The organism is Bradyrhizobium sp. HKCCYLS2038, from assembly GCF_051167655.1.
Lineage (GTDB): Bacteria > Pseudomonadota > Alphaproteobacteria > Rhizobiales > Xanthobacteraceae > Bradyrhizobium.
On record NZ_JBNPTM010000012.1, the window covers coordinates 52394 to 73334 of the forward strand.

Genomic DNA, 20941 nt, shown 5'->3' on the forward strand with positions numbered 1-20941 from the left:
TACGCTCCGCACCGATTGGTGCAGGAGGATTATGTGACCACATCAGACGATCAGAGGATTTCCGAAGACCGCCGTGACGCCTTGCGCTACGCGCTTGCGATCGGCTCCGGCGCCGCGCTCGCATCAGCGATGAGCACGAGCCCGGCCTCGGCCCAGGCGGCGGCGGACAACACGCTCGACCGTGTCCGCGCGAGCAAGGTGCTGCGCATCGCGGTGCTGCCGGGCGAGCTGCCCTATTTCAACAAGGACCTCGCCTCCGGCACCTGGTCGGGCTTCTCGATCGAGATGGCCAACGACATCGCCAAGCTGCTCGACGTGAAGCTCGAATACGTCGAATCGACCTACGGCAATTCGGTGCTCGACCTGCAGGCCGGCAAGATCGATCTCGGCTTCGCGCTCAACCCGACGCCGCAGCGCGCCCTCGTCATCGACTTCTGCGGCACGGTGTTTCCGCATCCGTTCGGCGCCATGCTGAAGAAGGGCCTGGAGGCGAAGAGCTGGGCCGACATCAACAAGCCGGAGGTGAGGATCGCCGTCGACGTCGGCTCCGCCAACGAGGCGGTGGCCCGGCGCTTTGCGCCGAACGCCAGCATTAAATCGCTGAAGTCGCGCGACGAGGTGATGCTGGAGATGGCTTCTGGCCGCGTCGACGTGGTCGTCAACGCACTCATTCTCGGCCTGACCGCAATCGCCAAGAATCCTAATCTCGGCAGCTACAAGATCCTGCAATCGCCGTCGGTGGCCATCCCCTCCAGCATGGGCGTGCGCCGCGAGGCGGACAAGCGCTGGCGCGACTTCCTCGCGGTGTGGATCGACTACAACCGCGGCATCGGCCAGATGCGCGAATGGTTCGTCAAGGGCCTGGGCCTTGCCGGCGTCAAGTCCGAGGATGTCCCCGTCGAGCTGAACATCTGACGGAGACCAGATCTCCGTCGTCATTGCGAGCGCAGCAGCGAAGCAATCCAGAGCTCAGTCTGACGCCCTGGATTGCTTCGTCGCTTCGCTCCTCGCAATGACGGCTTATGGCTTGCCGCCTCACGTCTTGTCCTCTCACGCCTTGTCGTAGGTCATGCCGCGCTCGAAGCGACGGCCCAAAAGGGTGGCGGGAAACAGGATCGCGAAATAGATCAGCGCGATGATCGTGTAGACCTCGAGCGGCCGGTAGGTGTCAGCATTGATCAGCGTGGCGTTGTAGACGAGATCGGGCACTGCGATCACCGAGACCAGCGAGGTATTCTTCAGCTGCGTGATCGACTGATTGACGTAGGGCGCGAGCATCGGCTTGAGCGCCTGCGGCAGGATCACCAAACGCATCATCCGCCAGGGGCGCAGGCCCAGCGCCCGCGCCGCGTCCCATTGGCCACGCGGCACGCTCTCAATGCTGCCGCGCACGATCTCGGCATAGAACGCCCCGCCATATAGCGACAGCACGGTTACCGCCGCGGCATGGGCGGGGATGTTGACGCCGATCACCACCGGAAAGGCGTAGTAGAACCAGATGATCTGCACCAGGAGCGGCGTGCAGCGGAACAGCTCGATATAGGCAATCAGCAGCCAGTCGATCACGACGAGGCGCCGCAGCCGGATGATGCCGACAGCGAGTCCAACGATCGAGCCGAGCAGGATGGTGCCGAACGTGTAGGCCATGGTCCAGCCCAACCCCACCCAGAACAGATGGCTGTACTTGGCGAGGATGGCAAAATCCCAGGTATAGTTCATCGCAGCTCCGAATTGACGCGGTCGCGGCCCATCATAGATACCGGCCCGGAGCGAACGCCGAGGCGTCGAACGACGGCGCCTCGCCGGCGATCATCGCCGCGATCGCAGCACCCGTGGCGGGACCGGTGGTGAAGCCGATGTGCTGATTGCCGAAGGCGAGCCACAGGCCCGAATGCCGCGGCGCCGGTCCGATCATCGGCAGCGAGTCCGGCAGGGTCGGCCGCGCGCCGCGCCAGGGCTGCGCCACCGCGTCGCCGAATTCGACCACGCCGCGCGCCAGCGGCACGACCTGCTCAAGCTGGGAAAAGTTCGACGGCGCGTCGCGATCGGTCAGTTCGACGCCGGATGTCACGCGCACGCCGTTCTCCATCGGCGTCATCAGGAAGCTGCTCTCGGCATCGTGGATCGGCCGCAACAGCTTGCGCCCCGGGTTCGGCGCGAACTCCTGGTGATAGCCGCGCTCGAACGCCATCGGCACGCGGTAGCCGAGCGGCCGCAGGATGTCCGGCGACCACGGCCCGAGCGCGACCACGACATGCCGGGCGCGGATCTCGCCGTCGCCGAGCACGACGCGCCAGCCCTCGCCGTCGGCCAGCAGGGCCCTGATCTCCGACTGCCGCAGCACGCCGCCCGCGCCCTCGAACATCCTGGCATAGGCCTTGGTGACGTTGCCCGGCGAATCCACCGACGCCGTCTGGCTGTGCAGCAACCCGACCTTGTAGACCGGCAGCATGTTGGGCTCGAGCGCCGAGATCGCCTGGCGGTCGAGCAGCTCGCTCTTGATGCCGTATTCGGCAAGCGTATCCTGCTCGTCCTTGGCCGCGGCCAGCGCCTCGCTGCGCCACGCCTTCAGCCAGCCGGTCTCGCGGATGCGCTGCGGCTCGCCGGCCCGCACGATCCAGTCGCGATGCAGCGCCAGCGATGCGCCGATCAAGCCGTGCAGCGCGATCGCGCGCGGCCTGACACGCGACTGCACCGCATTGGCGAGGAAGCGCAGCACCCATTCGACGTTGCGCAACGTCCAGGCCGGATCCCAGCGCAGCGCTGCGTTGCTGTTGCCGAGATAGGACGGCAACGAACGAAACAGCGAGGGCTTGTTGAGCGGCAGGATCGAGCCGGAGGAGAGAATGCCGGCATTGCCGTAGGACGTCTCCTCGCCCGGCGCCTTGCGGTCGACCAGCACCACCGAAAGCCCGCGCTCGCGAATAGCATAGGCCGAGGAGACGCCGACGATCCCGGCTCCCAGCACGATGACGTCGGCCGTCTGCGTCATGTTCTGCATTGCTGTTTGTTCCATCTACATCAGGGTGAGACCGCCATCGACCGGCAGCACAGCGCCGGTGACGTGGCCGGCTTCAGGCGACAGCAGAAAGGCGACGGCCGCAGCGACCTCGTCCGGCTCGGCGAGGCGGCGTTGCGGATTGGCGGCTGCCGCGGTCTGCCAGGCGGCGGGATCGAGTGAACCGAGACGCCCCTCGTCCTTGCGCGTATAGCCAGGCATGACGACATTGGCGGTGCCCCCGGTGGCGGCCAGCTCGATGGCGAGACACTTCACCAGCGCCTCCAGCGCCGCCTTGGCGGCGGCGGAAGCCGGGAACGTGCTGCCTGGCACGAACCGGTGCGCGACGAAGCTGGAGATGGCGATGACACGCGCCGCCTCGCTGTGCAGCAGGTCGGGCAACGCGGCGCTGGCGAGTTCGTGGAAGGCGGCCGGCATCACCGCGAGCGCCCGGTCGAGCCCGTCGCGCGGCAGCTCGCGAAAGCTGCGACGATCGGCAAATCCCGCGGCATGGACCAGCCCGTCGATCCGGCCGAAGGTCGTTCGCGCTGCTTCGATGAGATTGGTCGCAACTCCGGGCGTTGCGAGATCGCCGCAACGAAAATCGACCTCGGCGCCGGCCTGTCGGCACGCCGCGGCGACGTCGCGCAGGCGCGCGACCGCGACCTCGTCGGCGCCCTGCCCGTGCAGGATCAGGCCGTGCCGGGGCGCGGCGACGCGGCGCGCCACCGCAGCGCCGATGCCGGCTCCGCTGCCGGTGATGATGGTGACACGCATGACGCCGTAGCCCGCCCCCTGGTTTCGCGGGGCGGACTATAGGTGTGAGGCCCGCCAGTGCCAACACGCCGGCGGACATGCCGGGATGTCGCTCGCGCGGGACTGCCGGTCGGCCCCTGCCGTTCGCGCGCAAAGGTCAGGCGCGCGATCAGCCGCTCAACACTTGGCGCCGACGCTGCACTTCTGTGTCGATTGCGAAATCGTGCCGCCGGCCGTCCGGCATGCGGCGGCATTGGCGGTGACGCAGGCGACCTTCACGGACGTACAACCTGCATGATCGTTCTTCACGCATTGCGTTGCGCTGAAGGTGTTCAGCACGCTGCCGCCCTTCTTACAGACGCACATTCCGGTGACGTCGGCTTTGGCCGCAACGGCGCGGTCGAGACCGCCGATGGACATGACAACAAACAGAAGCAGACAAAGAGCTCCGCGCATCACAATCTCCTTTGGATTGGCAATGCGCGGACTATGCGCGCGTCGCGCCGAGCACACAATCTATAATTGCTTCTGCTGGATCAATCGCCGCTGTCGAGAACCGCGACGGTGCGCTGGTACAATGCGGCGGCGCGCTCATGGCTCCGCCCGATGCACACCACGCCGAGCTTGCCGAACTCCGACAACGCGCCGATCAGATGGAAGGCGACGCCCTCGCCGGCGGCGGCGTGAAAGTGCAGTCCATTGAGAACGGCAATGTCGACGAGGTCGTCGGGCGTCAAGCCGCGATAGGCCGCGTTTTCCAGATTGTCGGATGCGTAGTAGCAGCGCGGCTCGCCGGAGGGCGTGAGGAACGCACAGCTCCCGGCGTCGTAACGCCCGTCGGTCAGGAACTGCAGCATCAGGAACGGATGCGTCGTGCCGCCCTTGCGCAGATTGATCTCGATCGCGACATGGCGCCACGACGCCCCGTCACGCACCGAGATGAAGTCGACGCCGAGCCGACCGATCACGCCCTTGCGCGCCAGCACCTCGGCCACGGCGACGCCGCGCGACTGAACCTCGCGGCGATAGGCGTCGTCGGCCGGAAACCGGCAGCCGAGAAAAATCTGGCCGCTCGGCCCGCCGAGCAGCTGATCGTGCGTCGAGACCGCGTGCACGCGGCCGAGCGGATCGATGCGCAGCTGTGCGGAGGGCGATGTCTTGGTCTCTCCGGGAACGAACGCCTCGACGATTCCGCCCATCAGCCTGAGCTTCTCGGCAAAGAGCTCCCACACCATGCCGCGCGCCTCGAACGCCATCAGCGGCAGCCGGTCGCCCAACCAGTGCCGCAGGCTGCTATCGGCGGGTGCGTCGCTGAGATCGACGATCGCATTGCCCTCGCCCGAGAAGCCCTCGTTAAGCTTCACCACGGCCTTGCGCAGCTCGGGCTTGCGCCGCTTCAGCTCGGTGAGAGCATCCGCGAGCGCATCGGCGTCGAACAGATCCTCGAAGCCGTCTGGCAGATCGATTCCGGCCTCCTTGAAGATGCGGCGTGATCCGCTCTTGGAGCCCAGCGATGCCAGCGCCGGATCGCAGCCATAGATCGGCAGGCCCAGAACCAAGGCGAGCCGGCGCTCCAACTCGGTGACCGTGAAGCAGCTGAGATGCGCGGGCCCGCCCTGGCGCAGCGCCGCGTCAAGCCGTGCAAGCAGGCGCGGCCGCTGCAGAATCTTCTGCGTCAGCGGCGCTGCCGAGGCATCGTCGCAGGACAGCATGGTCAGCCGCGCCCGGGCATGGCCGCTCGGAATACCCGGCAGCAGATGTAGGTAGTAGTCGATGATGGTCTCGGACATCGCCGTGCTGGTCACGTAGATCACGCGCGTCCGCGGCAGGCGCAGCAACAGCAACATGCACAGCATGCGCTCCTCGTAGTGATGCACGCCGGAGACCTTGGCGAGCACCTCGGGATCGAGCGTGAGGCTCGGCACGATCAGCACCGTGCGCGGCAGGGCCGGGTCATCGAACAGTCTGTCGTAATCAGCGGCGAACTGCGCCTGCAGCTGACGAAAGCGCGTGCGTTCGGCCTCCGTTGCGCCAGGACTTGCCATGTCGCCGAGATCCGCCATCGCGTCACCCGCCTGCTGCATCCAGCCGCCGTCCGTCGCGGCCGATGCGCTGCATGAGATAGCCGAGACAATCGAGCCGCACCGCGTGGGGATCGAGCGTCAGCATCGCCGGGATGGCGCCGCGCGCCAGCCGCACCTCGCCGCCGGCATAGGTGAAGTAGTCGCCTTCACCGCCTTCCGAGGCAACGATCTCGAGCCTGAAATTTCCGGCATGAGCACCGAACGACGTGCCGGCATCCAGCTCGGCGAAATTCAAATGATCGAGATCGGAGCGGAAACGGAAATCCGCCGCGCTGCCATCGTAGGAAAAGCTCGCATCGGCCGGCACCTTGACGATGGCGAAGGTGCGCATCAGATCGATGTCGGCGGCTGCGACCTCGTGGTCAGGAAAATGCTGGAGCGCCAGCGCGGACTCGATCAGTTCGACCGCGTGCGCGACACCCGCTTCGGCTCCTGGGCGGCCGCACTCGACGGTGATGGAGGGGCAGAAGCGCGACAAGGCCGCAGACTGCACGCCGAGCGGTTCCGTAAAATAGACCACCGTGCGGCCGAACAGGCGCGCAAGCTGGAGATGATCATCGTCGCAGCTGGTCACACAGGCGTAGTGCGGATTGTTGCCGGTGTTGTTGTGGATGTCGATGCTCGCAAACAGCGAATCGGAGGCTGCGATGTCGACGACGGCCTGCATCATGGCGGCTTCCGCCGTCGCAGGATGCTCCGTGCCGGGCCAGGCGCGGTTGTAATCGTGCTGGCCGGGAAGCGTGCGCACGCCGGCCTTCGCGGCCGCGATGTTGCCGACGAACAGCTTGATGGGCCGCGACAACACGCGACCCCGCCAGCGCTTCAGGACGGCCTGAATCGCCCGCCAGCCGGTGTCTTCGTTGCCGTGGAGGAGCACACTCAGGAACAGCATGCCGCATTGTCGTCCCGGCAGGTCGAACAGCGTCGGCGCGGGAAGGTGCCGCCATAGCTCGGGCGCGGCGACGTCCAGCAGAGCGTCGGGAAAGCCGTTGAAACGGGCGAGCTGCAACGGCTGGTCGGACATCGATCCAGCGTTACGCCCTCCGCCGTCGTCACTCACGATTGCCTGCTCCGCTGCACGATGCGAGTTCGCCAACCACGATAGGCCCGTAGCCGTCCCCCAGACTGATTCAGATCAACCGGCAACCGCCCGCGCCGCGCGGCGCAGCGCCTGCGGCGGCTGGCCGAACGCGCGGATGAAGGCCCGGCGCATCCGTTCGGGATCACGGAAGCCGGTCGCGGCGGCGACGAGTTCGATCGGCTGGTGCGACGCCTGCACGCGGTCGCGCGCGACCTCCAGCCGGAGACGCTCGATCGCCTTGGACGGCGTCGTGCCGGTCGCGGCCACGAAGGCGCGGGTGAAATGCCGTGTGCTCATGCCGGCGCGCTCGGCGAGGTCATCGACCGTCAGCGGCGCGTCGAGATGCTCGCGCGCCCAGGTCAGGAGATCGGCAAACCGCCCGCTGGGGGCTTTCAGCTCCAGCAGCGACGAGAACTGCGACTGGCCGCCGCTGCGCCGATGATAGAGCACGAGCTGCCGGGCGGTCTTGCGCGCGATCTCCTCGCCATGGTCCTCGGCGACCATGGCGAGCGCGAGATCGATGCCCGCGGTGATCCCTGCCGAGCTCCAGATGCTGCCGTCACGGACATAGATGCTGTCCGGCTCCAGCTTGACGTTGGGATAGGTGCGCAGGAATTGCCGCGTGCGCTGCCAATGGGTGGTTGCGCGCCGGCCGTCGAGCAGGCCGGCTTCGGCCAGCATGAACGCGCCGGAACAGACGCTCGCGATGCGCGTGCCGCGCGCGGCGACCTTCTGCACGAATTTGAGCGTGCAGGGATTGCGGCTCGCCGCCTCGACGCCATCCCCGCCGGCGATCAGCAGCGTGGTGAAGGCCGGGATCGAACCGAATTTGCGCGCCAGCATCTCCACGCCCGAGGACGATCGCACGGGTCCGGGCTGCGCCGCGATCAGGCGGATTTTCGGCGCGGCGCTGGCGTAGCGGGCGGCGATCTCGAACACCGAGATCGGACCTGCCGCATCGAGCAGCTGGAAATCCGGGAATATGAGCATGCCGATCACGCGGAGGCTCCATCTGTCCGAAATCGAGGGAACTTCGACATATCAGACGGCGAGCGGATCATGCAGGATGGCGCACGTCAACCCATCATGCTCGCGAGTGCCGCCATGGCCGAACCGCTCTCCATCGCTCTCGTCCTGTTTCCGCATCTGACCCAGCTCGATCTCACCGGTCCCGTCCAGGTGTTTTCCAGCGTGCCGGGCGCCACGCTGCATCTGGCCTGGAAGCGGATCGAGCCGATCCCCACCGATTCGGTGCTGACATTGCAGCCGACGACCACCTTTGCGCAGTGTCCGCAGGCCGACGTCATCTGCATTCCCGGCGGCTTCGGCGTCGATGCCATTCTCGACGATGCCGAGGTGATCGACTTCATTCGCCGTCAGGCTGACGGCGCGAAATACATCACCTCGGTCTGCACCGGCTCGCTCGCGCTCGGGGCCGCCGGACTGCTCGACGGCTATCGCGCCGCGACCCATTGGAGTGCGCGCGAATGCCTGCCGCTGTTCGGCGCGACCATCAGCACCGAGCGTGTCTGCATCGACCGCAACCGCATCACCGGCGGCGGCGTCACCGCAGGCATCGACTTCGCGTTGACGCTGGTGTCGCAACTGGTCGATCGCCCGACGGCGGAAGCGATCCAGCTGCGGCTCGAATACAACCCCGCCCCGCCATTCAGCGCCGGATCGCCCGACACCGCGCCTCCGGAGGTGCTGTCACGCATGCTTGAACGGATCGCGCCGTTCCTGAACCGGCGGATCGAGGCGGCCGAGCGCGCCGCGGCGGCCCTCAACAGGGCCGCGACGTAGCCACCGGCCGCGCACACCATCGTCAAACGACAAGGCCGCCCGCAGCTGCAGACGGCCCTCTCTCATTCCATGTTTCGCGCTGGGGACGAATCAGCTGCCTGGCGTCCAGGGCTGATAATCGCCGGTGGCCTTCGGACGGCGCCCGCTGGCCAGGGTCGAGCCCGCGGGACGATAGGCCAGCGGCGTGCCCGTCAGATTGGGCTGGTGCGGCTTTTCCCACTCACGGGCCTTGTAGCCATCCTGCGTCGGCGGCACGTCGACCATATGGTGCATCCAGGCGTGCCATTCCGGAGGAATGCGGCTGGCTTCCGCGAGGCCATTGTAGATCACCCACCGGCGCTCGAAGTGCAGCACCGGATCGATCTTGCCGCCGGCGGTCCGATAATAGCGGTTGCCCTGTGCGTCCTGCCCCACGAGCTCGCCGAAACGCCAGGTCCACAGCTGCGTGCCGAAGGTCTGGCCGTTCCACCACGTGAAGAGCTTGAGAAAGAACTGTTTCATGCGCGCGGGCCGGGTTGGTGAGCAACGGGGCTCTGATGCCACCCCGCCCGCCACTTGTCCAGTGTCGCCCGCCGCCACATCCCCATCGGCCGTCGATATGCCTCGATGACTGCCATCTGCCGCAGGGAACGACATCCTCTGCCTGCGGTTAGGTCATTTTCCCCTGATGGAGTGACTTCGATGAGAAGCCTGAAGACATTGAGCGCGGTCGCGGCGGTGGCGCTGATTCTGCCACTCGCGACGGCCACGACGAGCTTGGCACAAGGTCGCGGCGGCGGTCCGGGTGGTGGCGGCGGCCCCGGCGCTGGCGCGAGCATCGGCGGCGGCGGTGGCGGCGGTGGCGCTGCAATGGGTGGAGGCGGCGGTGGCCGCGCAGCCATTGGCGGCGGTGGAGCAATCGGCGGTGGCGGCCGCGCCGGAATCTCCCCTGGCGGCGGCGCTGCGTTCAGCGGCGGACCGGGGCGTGGCGCAATGGGCGCTGGGCCTTCGTTCGCTGGTCGCGGCGGCGGCCCTGGCGGCGGCAGCGTGGCGTTCAACAATGCCGGCCGGCCCAACAACTGGAACGGTGGCAACTGGAACCGAGGCGGCGGATGGCGTCACGGCGGTGGCGGCTGGCATCATCGTGGCGGCGGCTTCTGGCCGGGTGTCGGCATCGGGGTCGGTCTCGGCCTTGGCAGCAGCTACGCCTACTACAATGATCCGTACTACTACGGGCCCAACTACTATAGCGACGACTACTCCTACTATGACGACTCCGCGCCGGTCGCGGTCGTTGGAACCGAAGGTGTGGACCCGGGCTATTGCGCACGGCGTTACCGCTCCTACGATCCGGCGTCGGGAACCTATCTCGGTTACGACGGCATCCGTCATCCCTGTCCGTAGTTACCCGAATACGTCCAGCAAAGAAGCAGAGCGGCGAGGTACGTACCTCGCCGCTTCATTGTTGTCGCAACTTGTTTGTTGTGTGTCCAACCCGCCACGATGCGGACTGATTTTTGACGAAATTTGAGCAATGTGCCAATAGGCGTGCAGATGAATTGCGCGAACAGGTTCAATATCAAAGAAGTTCCTGATTCTGCCCGGTGACGGGCCGCTCGCGAGGGTGACTGCTCTTCTGCCGATGCACCATTTGTTTCTGCAGTCCCGCGCCCTGCCCCTCGGAGCGAACAAGCGTCCAGGCCTGCCGCCGTCAAATGCGCCAGGACTTCGATCGAGGAGGCGCGCCTTGCCCAATGATCATAGCTGCTTTCGACTCAGTCGCGACGGATGGCCAGCACCGCGGCCACACCACGCGCGAACGCGACACGCCGAACCGACCTGCCGATGATCGAGCTGCACGTATGATTGGTCATCGCCTCGCCTTGGGACTCGGACTCGGAACTCTGCTGGCGATCGGAGCCGCGTCGACGGCGTTGGACTTCAAGTCGCGTCATGATGCCGCCTGGGTCGCTTCGTCGCTCGACATCCTGCAGAAGACCTCTGATCTGCGTCTGCTCCTGCGCGAAGCCGAGGCCTCGGCGCGCGGCTACGGACTGACCGGTTCCGAACCGTTCAAGGCGGAGTTCGGCGACGTCAGCGCCCGGGTTCCAACCGCACTGGCCGACCTGCAGCGCGCTGCAGCCGACAGTCCCGGACCCACGACGCTTCTCGCGGAGACCGCTGCGCTGATCGACCAGCGGATCAACGTCGCCGCAGACCTCATTCGGCTGCGTGCGGCGTCGGATCGTGCCGGCATGGAAGCGCTCGGCAAGCGCTTCGAAGGTCCGGTGCTCATGAGTGCGATCACGGCCAATCTCGATCGTTTCGTTGCCGACCAGCGGCAGTTGCTGGCGGCGCGCACGGCCACGTCGAAAGCGACGGGCACGCTGCTGCTCGCCATCGACCTGAGCGGGCTTGCGCTGTTGCTGCTGATCGCGGGATACCTGATCCGGCGCGCCTATGTCGGCGACCGGGCGCTGCGCGCCTCCCTGGTCCGCTCCGAGGCCGAAGCCAGTTGGCTGGCCGAAAAGGCCGAAAAGCAGCATCTCGATCTGGTGGCGGCGCACGAGAAACTGCGCCACTCCGCCGAGATCCTGCAGAGCACGTTCAACAGCATGGCGGAAGGCGTGCTGGTGATCGACGCCGCGGATACCGTCGTGTTCTCCAATCCGGCCGTCGAGCGCCTTCTCGGCTACAGCCCCGGCAAGAAGCTGACCCAGGTCCGGTCCCAGCTTCGCGTCTATGAGAGCGACGGAGTGACGCGAATCACAGGGGCTGATTTGCCGACACCACGGGCGTTGCGCGGCGAGGCGTTCGACCGGCGCGAGCTCATGGTCCAACTGCAGGACCACGACGAGCCGCTGCGGCTGATGGTGAGCGGCCGGCCGTTGCGCGACGCAGCGGGTGCCATCACCGGCGCCGCCATGGTCTATCATGACATCACGGAGGCGCATGAGACCGAGCGGCTGCTGCAGCAGGCGCAGAAGCTCGACGCGATCGGCAAGCTCACCGGCGGCGTCGCGCACGACTTCAACAACATGCTGACGATCATCACCGGCACCATCGAAACGCTCGCCGAAGAGGTCAGGGACCGCCCGGCCGCCGCGGCGACGGCCGCGCTGATCGGTCAGGCCGCCGATCGCTGCACCGAGCTGATCCGTCACCTGCTGGCGTTCGCGCGCAAGCAGCCGCTTCACCCGCGCGACAGCGACGTGAACAGCACCATCCTCGACATCGCCAAGCTGCTGCGGCCCACGCTCGGCGAGCAGATCGAGATCAACTCGATCCTCGACGAGGAGGAGCTGATCGCGCACATCGACTCGGCTCAACTCGCCAACTCCCTCGTCAACATGGCGATCAATGCGCGCGACGCGATGCCCAACGGCGGCAAGCTGCTGCTGGAATCGCGGCGGGTCGAGCTCGACGACGCCTATGCCGCCGCGAATGCTGGTGTGGCTCCCGGCTCCTACATCATGGTCGCGGTCAGCGATACCGGCACCGGCATGTCGACCGAGGTTCGCGATCGTGCCTTCGAGCCGTTCTTCACGACGAAGGAGGCCGGCAAGGGGTCGGGGCTCGGACTGAGCATGGTCTATGGCTTCGTCAAGCAGTCCGGCGGACACATCAAGATCTACAGCGAGGAAGGCAGGGGCACCACGATCCGGCTCTATATCCCCGCCCCCAAGGGACTGGCCGCGAGCCCCGCTCCGCCGGAGCCGCCGCCGCCCCGCGGCGAGGAGACGATCTTCGTCGTGGAGGACGATCCGCTGGTGCAGGATTTCGTCGTCTCACAGCTGCGCAGCCTCGGCTATGGGACGATTACCGCATCGACCGGCGTCGAGGCCCTCGCCAAGATCGAGAGCGGGCAGGCCTTCGATCTCCTCTTCACAGACGTTATCATGCCCGGCGGCGTCAACGGCAAGGAACTCGCCGAGGAGACGCTGCGGCAGCGTCCCGGCACGAGAGTGCTCTACACCTCGGGCTACACCGACAACGCGATGGTCGAGCACGGCCGCCTCGACCAGAACGCGCTGCTGCTGACCAAGCCGTATCGAAAATCCGAGCTGGCCCAGATGGTCCGGCTGGCGCTCGTTGCCGGTTGCGATCAGGCTGCTCGATCTGTCGATGCACTTCGATCAGCCAAGCAGTCGTCGCGCTAGCATGGGCAACGGCTATTGCCGGTCCGATGCATCCCAGGCACGGCCGCATCGATCGGACCACGTTGCTGTTGACCAGGTCGCCTCGCAAATCGGAGCTTGCCCAGAGGGTCCGGCTCGCGCTACTTGCTTGATGCGCTCCGGCACACAGATCGTTTGTTGATGTCCGATCGGCAGAGCGGTCGCGTAAGCGCAATGCCGCGCATTGCGAGGTCAGAGCCGACCTCAGCGCCAGCGCAGTCCCCACGAACTCGAATGGAACCCGACTTGGGCAGTTGGCAGAAGGCCGCCTCCTGCTTAGTCATGATGTGGTTAGTCATGATGTGGTTCCGGCCGAACTATTCGTCGTCGCAATTTTGATTGAAAGCAATTCATACTAACGATGCCGCTTGATAGGCTGATCACATCCCGCACCGAAGGGCCTCCGTGATGATTCGCCGGCGGGTTGCGATCGGTCTCGGTCTTGGAACTCTGCTCGCGGTCGGCGCCGCATCGACGGCGCTCGACATCAAGGCGCGCAGCGACAACGCTTGGGTCGAGCAGACCATGGAAGTGCTCGAGAACGCCTCCGATCTGCGTGTCCTATTCCGGCAGGCGGAAGCCGCCTCGCGCGGCTTCGCGCTGACCGGCATGGATCGCTTCCTGACGGAGTTCCAGGAGACCCGCGCGCGTCTTCCCGCCGCTCTCGACGACCTGGCGAAGGGGGTGAGCGACAATCCCGAGCAGACCCAGACGCTGACACAGCTTCGCGAGCTCATCCGGTCGCGGATGGCGCTCGCGGATGAACTCGTCCGCCGGCGTGGCGCGAGCGACAGTGCCGGACTCGCCGCACTCACCGCCGATACCGGGGCGACGGCGTCGGGCAGCGATGGGTTCGAGACCTTCACCAATGAGGAACGGCGGCTGCTCGGCATCCGCATGGCGATTTCGCGCCGCACCGGCTCGTGGCTCCTGGCGATCGATCTGGTGGGGGTCGGCCTGCTGCTGATGATCGCCTTCTATCTGATCCGCCGGGCGCATCTGTCGGATCGGGCGCTACGCTCCTCGCTCACCCGTTCGCAGGCGGCAACGATCTCGCTGGAAGCACAGTCGCTGCAGCAGCGCGGAGAGCTCTCGGCGGCCTATGACGAACTGCTCCGCTCGGCAGCGATTCTCGAAACCACGTTCAACAGCATGGCCGAGGGCGTGCTGGTGGTCGCTCGCGACGGCACGATCGTGTTGTCGAATCCGGCGATAGGGAGCTTCCTGGGAACGCGGGTTGGCAAGACCTTCGCCGAGATGGTCGTCGAGAACGGCTTCTTCGAGAACGACGCCATCACGCCGATCCCCGACGACGAACTGCCGATCGCGCGCGCCCTGCGCGGCCTCTCCTTCGACCGGCGCGAAGTGGTGGTGCGGCCGCTGGACGGGCGCGTGCCCGCCCGGCTGATGGTGAGCGGGCGGCCGCTGCGCAACGCGGACGGCGCGCTCAACGGCGCCGTGCTGGTGTACCACGACGTCACCGACGCGCACGAGACCGAGCGCCTGCTGCAGCAGGCGCAGAAGCTCGACGCCATCGGCAAGCTCACCGGCGGCGTCGCGCACGACTTCAACAACATGCTGACCATCATCACCGGCTCGATCGAGGTCTTGATCGACATCGTGCAGGACCGCCCGGCCGCCGCCGAGCTGGCGGCGCTGATCGGCAAGGCGGCCGACCGCTGCACCGAGCTGATCAGCCATCTGCTGGCGTTTGCGCGCAAGCAGCCGCTGCGGCCGCGAGACATCGACGTCAATGCGACCGTGCAGGACATCGCCAAGCTGCTGCGCCCGACGCTCGGCGAGCAGGTCGAGATCCGGGCCATCCTGGCCGAGGAGGATCTGATCGCCCACGTCGATTCCGCGCAGCTCGCCAACTCGCTGGTGAACATGGCGATCAACGCCCGCGACGCCATGCCGGACGGCGGCAAGCTGCTGCTGGAGACGAAGAGCACCACGCTCGATGCGGCCTATGCCGACGCCAATCCCGGCGTCACCGCCGGCCGCTACATCATGCTCGCGGTCAGCGACACCGGCATGGGCATGCCGCCGGAGGTGCAGCACCGCGCCTTCGAGCCGTTCTTCACCACCAAGGAAGCCGGCAAGGGCTCCGGGCTCGGACTGAGCATGGTGTACGGCTTCGCCAGGCAGTCCGGCGGCCACGTCAAGATCTACAGCGAGGAGAACCGCGGCACCACGATCCGGCTCTATCTGCCGCCGGCGCGGGCGGCGACGGAGGTTGCCGCCGCACCGGAGAGCGATGTGCGCAGCGGCAGCGAGACGATCCTGGTGGTCGAGGACGATCCGCTGGTGCGCAGCTTCGTGCTCGCGCAGCTGCAGAGCCTCGGCTACACGACGCTGTCGGCGACGCGCGGCAGCGACGCGCTGGCGATGATCGACGACGGCGCGGCATTCGACCTGCTGTTTACCGACGTCATCATGCCCGGCGGCATGAGCGGCCGTCAGCTCGCGGAAATGGTGGTCGCGCGGCGTCCGCAGGTGCGCGTGCTCTACACCTCCGGCTACACCGACAACGTCATCCTCGAGCACGGCCAGCTCGCGCCCGAGGCGCTGCTGCTGACCAAGCCGTACCGCCGCGCCGAGCTCGCCCAGATGGTGCGGCTCGCGCTCAACCCCGCGTCGCCAGCGCCACCGCTCCCAGCGTGAAGGCGAGCGCTGCAAGCTGCCCTGCCCCGAGCGGCTCGCGCAGCGCCACCGCCGAGGCGACGACGCCGATCACCGGCACCGCCATGGTGCCGATCGCCGCCACCGACGCCGGCAGCCGCGCCAGTGCCGCGAACCAGGCGACATAGGCGACGCAGAACTGGATCACGGTCGAATAGAACATCAGCGCCCAGTCGAGTTGGTCGAGCTTGCTCCAGTCGGAATGCTCCAACGCAAATCCGACGATCACGATCGGCAGGCAGCCGATGCCGATCTGCCAGGCCGCGGCCGACAGCGGCGGCAGCTTGATCGGAAGCTTCTTGGCCATGACCGTGCCGAGCGCGAAGCCGAACGCGCCGCCCAGCACCATCACGATGCCCGGCAGCTTGTCGCGGCTGGCGGAGATGCCGTTGCTGCCCATGATCGAGGCCAGTCCCGCGAAGGCCAGCACCAGTGCGAGCACGCGCAAGGCCGTCGGACGCTCGCCGAGGATCGGCCAGGCCAGCAGCGAGGCCCAGACCGGCATGGTGTAGGCGATCAGCGCCGCCTCGCTGGCCGGCAGCCACAGCAGCGCCAGCCCCATCAGCACCATCCAGGCGGTGACGTTGAGCATCCCGGCCAGGATCAGCCGCGGCCAGATCTCTGATGGCACGGCCAGGCTCTGGCTTCGGACGATCGCGAGCAGCGCCAGCAGCAGCGCCCCGACCACGCCGGTGGTACCGCGCAGCGTCAGCGGCGGCAGCACGCTGACGAGGTGCTTGGTGACAGGCCAATTGAAACCCCAGCCGAGCGAGGTGATGGCGAGGAACATCAGCCCGGCGGGCGTGATCCGCCCGCTGGCCACTGGCTTGTCTGTCATGGAATCACCGGCGCCGTCTGTGGGACCAGGAGCTTGCCGAGGTTTTCCCGGCCACACCAGGGATTGTGGGGCATGCCTGCCCCGCGCCCTCCCCCGTAAGCCGCCGTGAGTCCCGCTGATGCAAGCAAAACACACCGTTTGCACGCGAATAAATTTGCCCCTGTGAACAGCGGGGCGAAGCCCTGTGGACAGGCCTCGGAGCAAATTTTTTCGGTTTCGAATCCGCGTGGACTCGCCGATAGTTACGGCCATCACGATACCGGCATGCGGCTGGTTATCCCGCACTTTCCCCCATATTTAGTATTTGGTTAGGGAACCCCCACTAGTTCTTGACGGGGGAAGCGGAGTCGTCCTAGCTTCCGACCCGGTTCGGCGCTTGGTCGCGTTTCAAGTTCCGCCGGCCGCTTCCCAGAAGGGTTTCAGGACGACCGCGCCAGAAGGCCAACAGGCCCGGCGTGCGGATCGTCGTCTGTCCCGCGGCGAGGTGGTCGCGACGGCATGACAGCCGAGACCCCCCACTAGATGTGGGGGCTCCCCTGCGACAACGGCGGGGGCCGGACGGCAGCGTGAGGCGTTGAGCGTGAGGCGTTGAGAGACGGGCCGGGCAACCGGTTGAACTGCGGCGGCAAGGGGTCCCGGGGATGGGACTCGCAAGCCACCGCCTTTGGATGCAATGATCCCGGCCGCGAACGCGGTCCGGCAAGAAAATTGGGGCTCGCGATGCGGATTGAACGGCGCAACACCACCGATGGACAGTCACCCTATGCAGGGATCGACTTCCGCCTGACCACGTCCGAGATCAAGAATCCGGACGGCTCGGTGGTGTTCCGGCTCGAGAATGTCGAAGTGCCCGAGTTCTGGTCGCAGGTCGCCTCCGACGTGCTGGCGCAGAAGTACTTCCGCAAAGCCGGCGTCGCCGCGCGCCTGAAGAAGGTCGAGGAAGAGAGCGTGCCGTCCTGGCTGTGGCGCTCGGTGCCGGACACCGAGGCGCTGGCCGCTCTGCCCGAGAATGAGCGCTATGGTAGCGAGCGTTCGGCGAAGCAGGTGTTCGATCGCTTGGCCGGCTGCTGGACCTATTGGGGCTGGAAGGGCAACTACTTCTCCTCGGAAGCTGACGCGGTCGCGTTCTACGACGAACTGCGCGTCATGCTCGCCAAGCAGATGGTCGCGCCGAACTCGCCGCAATGGTTCAACACCGGACTCCATTGGGCCTATGGCATCGACGGTCCCGGCCAGGGCCACTATTACGTCGACTACAAGACCGGCAAGCTGACCAAGTCGAAATCGTCCTACGAGCATCCGCAGCCGCACGCCTGCTTCATCCAGGGCGTCGAGGACGACCTCGTCAATGACGGCGGCATCATGGATCTCTGGGTGCGCGAGGCGCGCCTGTTCAAATACGGCTCCGGCACCGGCTCCAACTTCTCGCGGCTGCGCGGCGAAGGCGAGCGGCTGTCGGGCGGGGGCCGCTCGTCCGGCCTGATGAGCTTCCTCAAGATCGGCGACCGCGCCGCCGGCGCCATCAAGTCGGGCGGTACCACCCGCCGCGCCGCCAAGATGGTGGTGGTCGACGCCGACCATCCGGATATCGAGGCCTATATCGACTGGAAGGTGAAGGAGGAGCAGAAGGTCGCCGCTCTCGTGACCGGCTCCAAGATCAACCAGAAGCACCTGAAGGCCGTGATGAAGGCCTGCGTCAATTGCGAGGGCTCCGGCGACGACTGCTTCGATCCCGAGAAGAACCCTGCCCTCCGCCGCGAGATCAAGCTCGCGCGCCGCGCGCTGGTGCCCGACAACTACATCAAGCGGGTCATCCAGTTCGCCAAGCAGGGCTACAAGGACATCGACTTCCCGATCTACGACACGGACTGGGATTCGGAAGCCTACCTCACGGTGTCCGGCCAGAACTCCAACAACTCGGTGTCGCTGAAGGACGACTTCCTGCGCGCCGTCGAGACTGACAGCGACTGGAGCCTGATCGGCCGCACCAACAAGAAGGTCGTGAAGACGCTGAAGGCGCGCGACCTCTGGGAGAAGATCGGCCACGCCGCCTGGGCCTCGGCCGATCCCGGCCTGCACTTCAACACCACGATGAACGACTGGCACACCTGCAAGGCGTCCGGCGACATCCGCGCGTCCAATCCGTGCTCGGAATACATGTTCCTGGACGACACCGCATGCAACCTGGCCTCGGCCAATTTGCTGACGTTTTACGACACGAAGACCAAGCAGTTCGACGTCGCGTCGTATGAGCACCTCTGCCGGCTCTGGACGGTCGTGCTCGAGATCTCCGTGCTGATGGCGCAGTTCCCGTCCAAGGCGATCGCCGAGCTCTCCTACGAGTTCCGCACGCTCGGCCTCGGCTACGCCAACATCGGCGGCCTGCTGATGACCATGGGCCTGTCCTACGACTCGAAGGAAGGCCGCGCGCTGTGCGGTGCGCTCTCGGCGATCATGACCGGCATCGCCTACAAGACCTCGGCGGAGATGGCCGGCGAGCTCGGCACCTTCCCGGGCTACAAGAAGAACGCCGCGCACATGCTGCGCGTGATCAGAAACCATCGCCGCGCCGCGAAGGGCGAGGCGACCGGCTATGAGGCGCTCTCGGTCGCCCCGGTGCCGCTCGACCACGCCCACTGCCCGCAGGTCTCGCTCGTCAGCCACGCCATCCAGGCCTGGGACGACGCGCTCGCGCTCGGCGAGACCAACGGCTATCGCAACGCCCAGGTCACCGTGGTCGCCCCCACCGGCACCATTGGCCTCGTCATGGATTGCGACACCACCGGTATCGAGCCTGACTTCGCGCTGGTGAAGTTCAAGAAGCTGGCCGGCGGCGGCTACTTCAAGATCATCAACCGCGCTGTCCCTGAGGCGCTGCGCGCGCTCGGCTATCGCGAGAGCGACATCGCCGAGATCGAGGCCTACGCCGTCGGTCACGGCTCGCTGTCCAACGCGCCTGCCATCAACGCCTCGACCCTGAAGGCAAAGGGCTTCACGGATGAAGCCATCGCCAAGGTCGAGAAGGCGCTGCCGACCGCGTTCGACATCAAGTTCGTGTTCAACAAGTGGACGCTCGGCGAGGACTTCATCCGCAACCAGCTCGGCGTGTCAGCCGAGGCGCTGGCGCAGCCGACGTTCGAGCTGCTCGCCGCCATCGGCTTCACCAAGCGCGAGATCGAGGCCGCCAACGTCCACATCTGCGGCGCGATGACGGTCGAGGGTGCTCCGCACCTGAAGGCCGAGCATTACGCGGTGTTCGATTGTGCCAATCCCTGCGGCAAGATCGGCAAGCGCTATCTCTCGGTCGAGAGCCACATCCGCATGATGGCGGCGGCGCAGCCGTTCATCTCGGGCGCGATCTCCAAGACCATCAACATGCCGAACGACGCCACGGTCGAGGACTGCAAGGCGGCGTATCTGTTGTCCTGGAAGCTCGCGCTGAAGGCTAACGCGCTCTATCGCGACGGCTCGAAGCTCTCGCAGCCGCTCAACTCGCAGCTCATCAGCGATGACGAGGACGAGGATGATGCGGTCGAGTCCTTCTACGAGAAGCCGATGGCGGCACGTGCGACGCAAGTCTCGGAGAAGATCGTCGAGAAGCTGGTCGAGCGCATCGTCGTGATGCGCGAGCGCGAGAAGATGCCGGATCGCCGCAAGGGCTACACCCAGAAGGCGGTCGTCGGCGGCCACAAGGTGTACTTGCGCACCGGCGAGTATGACGACGGCCGTCTCGGCGAGATCTTCATCGACATGCACAAGGAGGGCGCGGCGCTGCGCTCCTTCATCAACAATTTCGCCATCGCGGTGTCGCTGGGTCTCCAGTACGGCGTGCCGCTGGAGGAGTATGTCGACGCCTTCACCTTCACCCGCTTCGAGCCGGCCGGTCCCGTCCAGGGCAACGACTCGATCAAGTACGCCACGTCGATCCTCGACTACGTGTTCCGCGAGCTCGCCGTCAGCTACATGTCGCGCTTCGACCTCGCCCATGTCGACCCGTCGGAGAGCAATTTCGATGCGTTGGGCCGCGGCGTCGACGAAGGCAAGATGTCCGAGGACGGCCCGGGACAGCAGGCGGCACGCTACGTCTCGCGCGGCCTGACCCGCTCGCGCACCGACAACCTCGTCGTCATGCGCGGCGGCACGTCCTCAGGCACGGCCCACACCACCGTCTCGGCGCCGCATGACGGCCCGTCCGGCGGCCGCGTCACCGCGCTCGCCTCCTCCCGCGCCGGCGACGCCATCGAAGGCGCCGTCGCCTACAAGCAGGAGCCGCAACACGAGCTCTCGCCCACCGAGAAGCTCGAGGCCCTGCAATGGAGCAAGGCCGGCACCGCCGCCACCCAAGTCGCCTCCAAGGCCGAACGCCGCGCCGAAGCCAAGGCCAAGGGCTACGAAGGCGAGATGTGCTCGGAGTGCGGGAATTTCACGCTGGTGCGGAATGGGACCTGCATGAAGTGCGATACTTGCGGCAGCACGACGGGGTGTTCTTGAGGCGCGTCAGGTGCCTGACTAAACCCTAGCTAGGGCGGCCGTAAAGGCCGC

General features: G+C 66.4%; 15 protein-coding genes. 6 read left to right on the top strand and 9 right to left on the bottom strand.

Features of this window, described 5'->3' with window-relative positions:
• Positions 1-33: 33 nt before the first annotated feature.
• Positions 34-915: a transporter substrate-binding domain-containing protein gene (locus ACQR1I_RS33065; protein WP_434870674.1), complete on the top strand. Its 882-nt coding sequence runs from the start codon at positions 34-36 to the stop codon at positions 913-915.
• Positions 916-1050: 135 nt separating this feature from the next.
• Here ACQR1I_RS33065 and ACQR1I_RS33070 read toward each other — a convergent pair whose 3' ends face one another.
• From ACQR1I_RS33070 to ACQR1I_RS33100, 7 genes are all read right to left on the bottom strand, one after another.
• Positions 1051-1719 (bottom strand): amino acid ABC transporter permease, encoded by a 669-nt coding sequence (locus ACQR1I_RS33070; RefSeq protein WP_434870673.1) that lies wholly within the window; start codon positions 1717-1719, stop codon positions 1051-1053.
• A 31-nt stretch (positions 1720-1750) separates the two neighbouring features.
• A complete protein-coding gene (locus ACQR1I_RS33075) occupies positions 1751-3001 on the bottom strand; it encodes an NAD(P)/FAD-dependent oxidoreductase (protein WP_434870672.1) in 1251 nt (416 codons plus the stop codon).
• 15 nt (positions 3002-3016) lie between these two features.
• The gene (locus tag ACQR1I_RS33080; protein ID WP_434870671.1) at positions 3017-3775 is read right to left on the bottom strand and encodes an SDR family NAD(P)-dependent oxidoreductase; all 759 of its coding nucleotides are present in this window, start codon (positions 3773-3775) and stop codon (positions 3017-3019) included.
• 156 nt (positions 3776-3931) lie between these two features.
• The gene (locus ACQR1I_RS33085) at positions 3932-4210 is read right to left on the bottom strand and encodes a hypothetical protein (RefSeq protein ID WP_434870670.1); all 279 of its coding nucleotides are present in this window, start codon (positions 4208-4210) and stop codon (positions 3932-3934) included.
• Between the two features lie 80 nt (positions 4211-4290).
• On the bottom strand, positions 4291-5838 hold the full coding sequence (locus tag ACQR1I_RS33090) for a peptide ligase PGM1-related protein (RefSeq protein ID WP_434870669.1): 1548 nt from the start codon (positions 5836-5838) through the stop codon (positions 4291-4293).
• Complete coding sequence (locus ACQR1I_RS33095) at positions 5822-6862, bottom strand: M14 family metallopeptidase (protein WP_434888870.1); 1041 nt, start codon at positions 6860-6862, stop codon at positions 5822-5824. The genes ACQR1I_RS33090 and ACQR1I_RS33095 overlap by 17 nt, the downstream gene beginning before the upstream one ends.
• A gap of 111 nt (positions 6863-6973) precedes the next feature.
• Complete coding sequence (locus ACQR1I_RS33100) at positions 6974-7918, bottom strand: GlxA family transcriptional regulator (protein ID WP_434870667.1); 945 nt, start codon at positions 7916-7918, stop codon at positions 6974-6976.
• 105 nt (positions 7919-8023) lie between these two features.
• Here ACQR1I_RS33100 and ACQR1I_RS33105 point away from each other — a divergent pair, with 105 nt between their 5' ends.
• The gene (locus tag ACQR1I_RS33105; RefSeq protein ID WP_434870666.1) at positions 8024-8722 is read left to right on the top strand and encodes a DJ-1/PfpI family protein; all 699 of its coding nucleotides are present in this window, start codon (positions 8024-8026) and stop codon (positions 8720-8722) included.
• Positions 8723-8812: 90 nt separating this feature from the next.
• Here the strand turns inward: ACQR1I_RS33105 and ACQR1I_RS33110 are convergent, their stop codons facing one another.
• Positions 8813-9223, bottom strand: a complete 411-nt coding sequence (locus tag ACQR1I_RS33110) for an NADH:ubiquinone oxidoreductase subunit NDUFA12 (protein WP_434870665.1) — start codon at positions 9221-9223, stop codon at positions 8813-8815.
• 180 nt (positions 9224-9403) lie between these two features.
• On the opposite strand from ACQR1I_RS33110, the gene ACQR1I_RS33115 reads away from it, so the two are divergent.
• The 3 genes from ACQR1I_RS33115 to ACQR1I_RS33125 all read left to right on the top strand — a co-directional run bounded on the left by ACQR1I_RS33115 (position 9404) and on the right by ACQR1I_RS33125 (position 15543).
• Complete coding sequence (locus tag ACQR1I_RS33115; RefSeq protein WP_434870664.1) at positions 9404-10105, top strand: BA14K family protein; 702 nt, start codon at positions 9404-9406, stop codon at positions 10103-10105.
• 458 nt (positions 10106-10563) lie between these two features.
• Positions 10564-12861 (top strand): CHASE3 domain-containing protein, encoded by a 2298-nt coding sequence (locus ACQR1I_RS33120; RefSeq protein WP_434870663.1) that lies wholly within the window; start codon positions 10564-10566, stop codon positions 12859-12861.
• 426 nt (positions 12862-13287) lie between these two features.
• Complete coding sequence (locus tag ACQR1I_RS33125; RefSeq protein WP_434870716.1) at positions 13288-15543, top strand: CHASE3 domain-containing protein; 2256 nt, start codon at positions 13288-13290, stop codon at positions 15541-15543.
• Here ACQR1I_RS33125 and ACQR1I_RS33130 read toward each other — a convergent pair.
• Complete coding sequence (locus tag ACQR1I_RS33130) at positions 15506-16399, bottom strand: DMT family transporter (protein ID WP_434870662.1); 894 nt, start codon at positions 16397-16399, stop codon at positions 15506-15508. The genes ACQR1I_RS33125 and ACQR1I_RS33130 overlap by 38 nt on opposite strands.
• A gap of 720 nt (positions 16400-17119) precedes the next feature.
• On the opposite strand from ACQR1I_RS33130, the gene ACQR1I_RS33135 reads away from it, so the two are divergent.
• Positions 17120-20890 (top strand): vitamin B12-dependent ribonucleotide reductase, encoded by a 3771-nt coding sequence (locus ACQR1I_RS33135; protein ID WP_434870661.1) that lies wholly within the window; start codon positions 17120-17122, stop codon positions 20888-20890.
• Positions 20891-20941 lie beyond the last annotated feature (51 nt).

Bases quoted from the DNA above. Each gene is read 5' to 3' on its own strand.
- ACQR1I_RS33080 (WP_434870671.1), bottom strand. From the start codon at position 3,775: ATGCGTGTCACCATCATCACCGGCAGCGGAGCCGGCATCGGCGCTGCG.
- ACQR1I_RS33125 (WP_434870716.1), top strand. From the start codon at position 13,288: ATGATTCGCCGGCGGGTTGCGATCGGTCTCGGTCTTGGAACTCTGCTC.
- ACQR1I_RS33090 (WP_434870669.1), bottom strand. From the start codon at position 5,838: ATGCAGCAGGCGGGTGACGCGATGGCGGATCTCGGCGACATGGCAAGT.
- ACQR1I_RS33095 (WP_434888870.1), bottom strand. From the start codon at position 6,862: ATGTCCGACCAGCCGTTGCAGCTCGCCCGTTTCAACGGCTTTCCCGAC.
- ACQR1I_RS33120 (WP_434870663.1), top strand. From the start codon at position 10,564: ATGATTGGTCATCGCCTCGCCTTGGGACTCGGACTCGGAACTCTGCTG.
- ACQR1I_RS33115 (WP_434870664.1), top strand. From the start codon at position 9,404: ATGAGAAGCCTGAAGACATTGAGCGCGGTCGCGGCGGTGGCGCTGATT.
- ACQR1I_RS33110 (WP_434870665.1), bottom strand. From the start codon at position 9,223: ATGAAACAGTTCTTTCTCAAGCTCTTCACGTGGTGGAACGGCCAGACC.
- ACQR1I_RS33105 (WP_434870666.1), top strand. From the start codon at position 8,024: ATGGCCGAACCGCTCTCCATCGCTCTCGTCCTGTTTCCGCATCTGACC.
- ACQR1I_RS33130 (WP_434870662.1), bottom strand. From the start codon at position 16,399: ATGACAGACAAGCCAGTGGCCAGCGGGCGGATCACGCCCGCCGGGCTG.
- ACQR1I_RS33075 (WP_434870672.1), bottom strand. From the start codon at position 3,001: ATGCAGAACATGACGCAGACGGCCGACGTCATCGTGCTGGGAGCCGGG.
- ACQR1I_RS33085 (WP_434870670.1), bottom strand. From the start codon at position 4,210: ATGCGCGGAGCTCTTTGTCTGCTTCTGTTTGTTGTCATGTCCATCGGC.
- ACQR1I_RS33070 (WP_434870673.1), bottom strand. From the start codon at position 1,719: ATGAACTATACCTGGGATTTTGCCATCCTCGCCAAGTACAGCCATCTG.
- ACQR1I_RS33135 (WP_434870661.1), top strand. From the start codon at position 17,120: ATGCGGATTGAACGGCGCAACACCACCGATGGACAGTCACCCTATGCA.